Origin of the sequence: Methylorubrum zatmanii (assembly GCF_014845115.1) — a bacterium.
GTDB lineage: Bacteria > Pseudomonadota > Alphaproteobacteria > Rhizobiales > Beijerinckiaceae > Methylobacterium > Methylobacterium zatmanii.
Window position 1 is genome coordinate 1 of record NZ_NKUI01000329.1, and the last position, 1,257, is coordinate 1,257.

The 1,257-nt window shown below is 70.2% G+C and carries 1 protein-coding gene; it reads left to right on the top strand.

The window, feature by feature from the left end:
• Nucleotides 1-2 precede the first annotated feature (2 nt).
• Nucleotides 3-1,257: UDP-glucose dehydrogenase family protein (locus MZTS_RS24415; RefSeq protein WP_192285899.1), on the top strand; the 1,255-nt coding region annotated here is incomplete at its 3' end.

The window sequence follows — 1,257 nt, forward strand, 5'->3', positions numbered from 1 at the left end:
CGATGCGGATCACGATGATTGGGGCGGGCTATGTCGGCCTGGTGTCGGGCGCCTGCCTGGCCGATTTCGGCCACGAGGTCGTGTGCATCGACAAGGACCCGGCCAAGATCGCCGCCCTGCACGCGGGCCGCATGCCGATCTACGAGCCCGGCCTCGACGCCCTCGTCGCCGAGAACGTGCGCCAGAAGCGCCTGACCTTCTCCACCGACCTCAAGCCGGCGGTCGCCGACGCCCAGGCCGTGTTCATCGCCGTCGGCACGCCCTCGCGCCGCGGCGACGGCTTTGCCGACCTCTCCTACGTCTACGCCGCGGCCAAAGAGATCGCCGAGGCGCTCACCGGCTACACCGTCGTCGTCACCAAATCGACGGTTCCCGTCGGCACCGGCGACGAGGTCGAGCGCATCCTGCGCGAGGCGCGCCCCGACATCGATGTCGGCGTCGCCTCCAACCCCGAATTCCTGCGCGAGGGCGCCGCCATCGGCGACTTCAAGCGCCCCGACCGCATCGTCATCGGCGCCGAGGATGCCCGCACGGCGGCCGTGATGCAGGAGGTCTACCGCCCGCTCTACCTCAACCAGGCGCCGATCCTGCTCACCGGCCGGCGCACGGCCGAGCTGACCAAGTACGCCGCCAACGCGTTCCTGGCCACCAAGATCACCTTCATCAACGAGATCGCCGACCTGTGCGAGCAGGTCGGGGCCAACGTGCAGGAGGTCGCCCGCGGCATCGGGCTCGACAACCGCATCGGCGCCAAGTTCCTGCATGCCGGGCCGGGCTATGGCGGCTCGTGCTTTCCCAAGGACACGCTGGCCCTGGTCAAGACGGCGCAGGATTACGGCACGCCGGTGCGGATCGTCGAGACGGTGGTGGCGGTCAACGACAGCCGCAAGCGGGCGATGGCGCGCAAGGTGATGGGGGCCTGCGGCGGCAGCGTGCGGGGCAAGCGGGTGGCGCTGCTCGGCCTGACGTTCAAGCCCAACACCGACGACATGCGCGACGCGCCCTCGCTGTCGATCATCGCCGGGCTTCAGGATGCCGGCGCGCGGGTGGTCGCCTACGACCCCGAGGGCATGGAGCAGGCCCGGCCGCTGCTCGACGGGGTGGAATATGCCGCGGACGCCTATGCCTGCGCCGAGGCGGCCGACGCCCTGGTGATCGTGACCGAGTGGAACGCCTTCCGCGCCCTCGATCTCGCCCGCCTCAGAAGCCTGATGAAGGCCCCCGTCCTCATCGACCTCCGCAACGTCTACTCGCCCG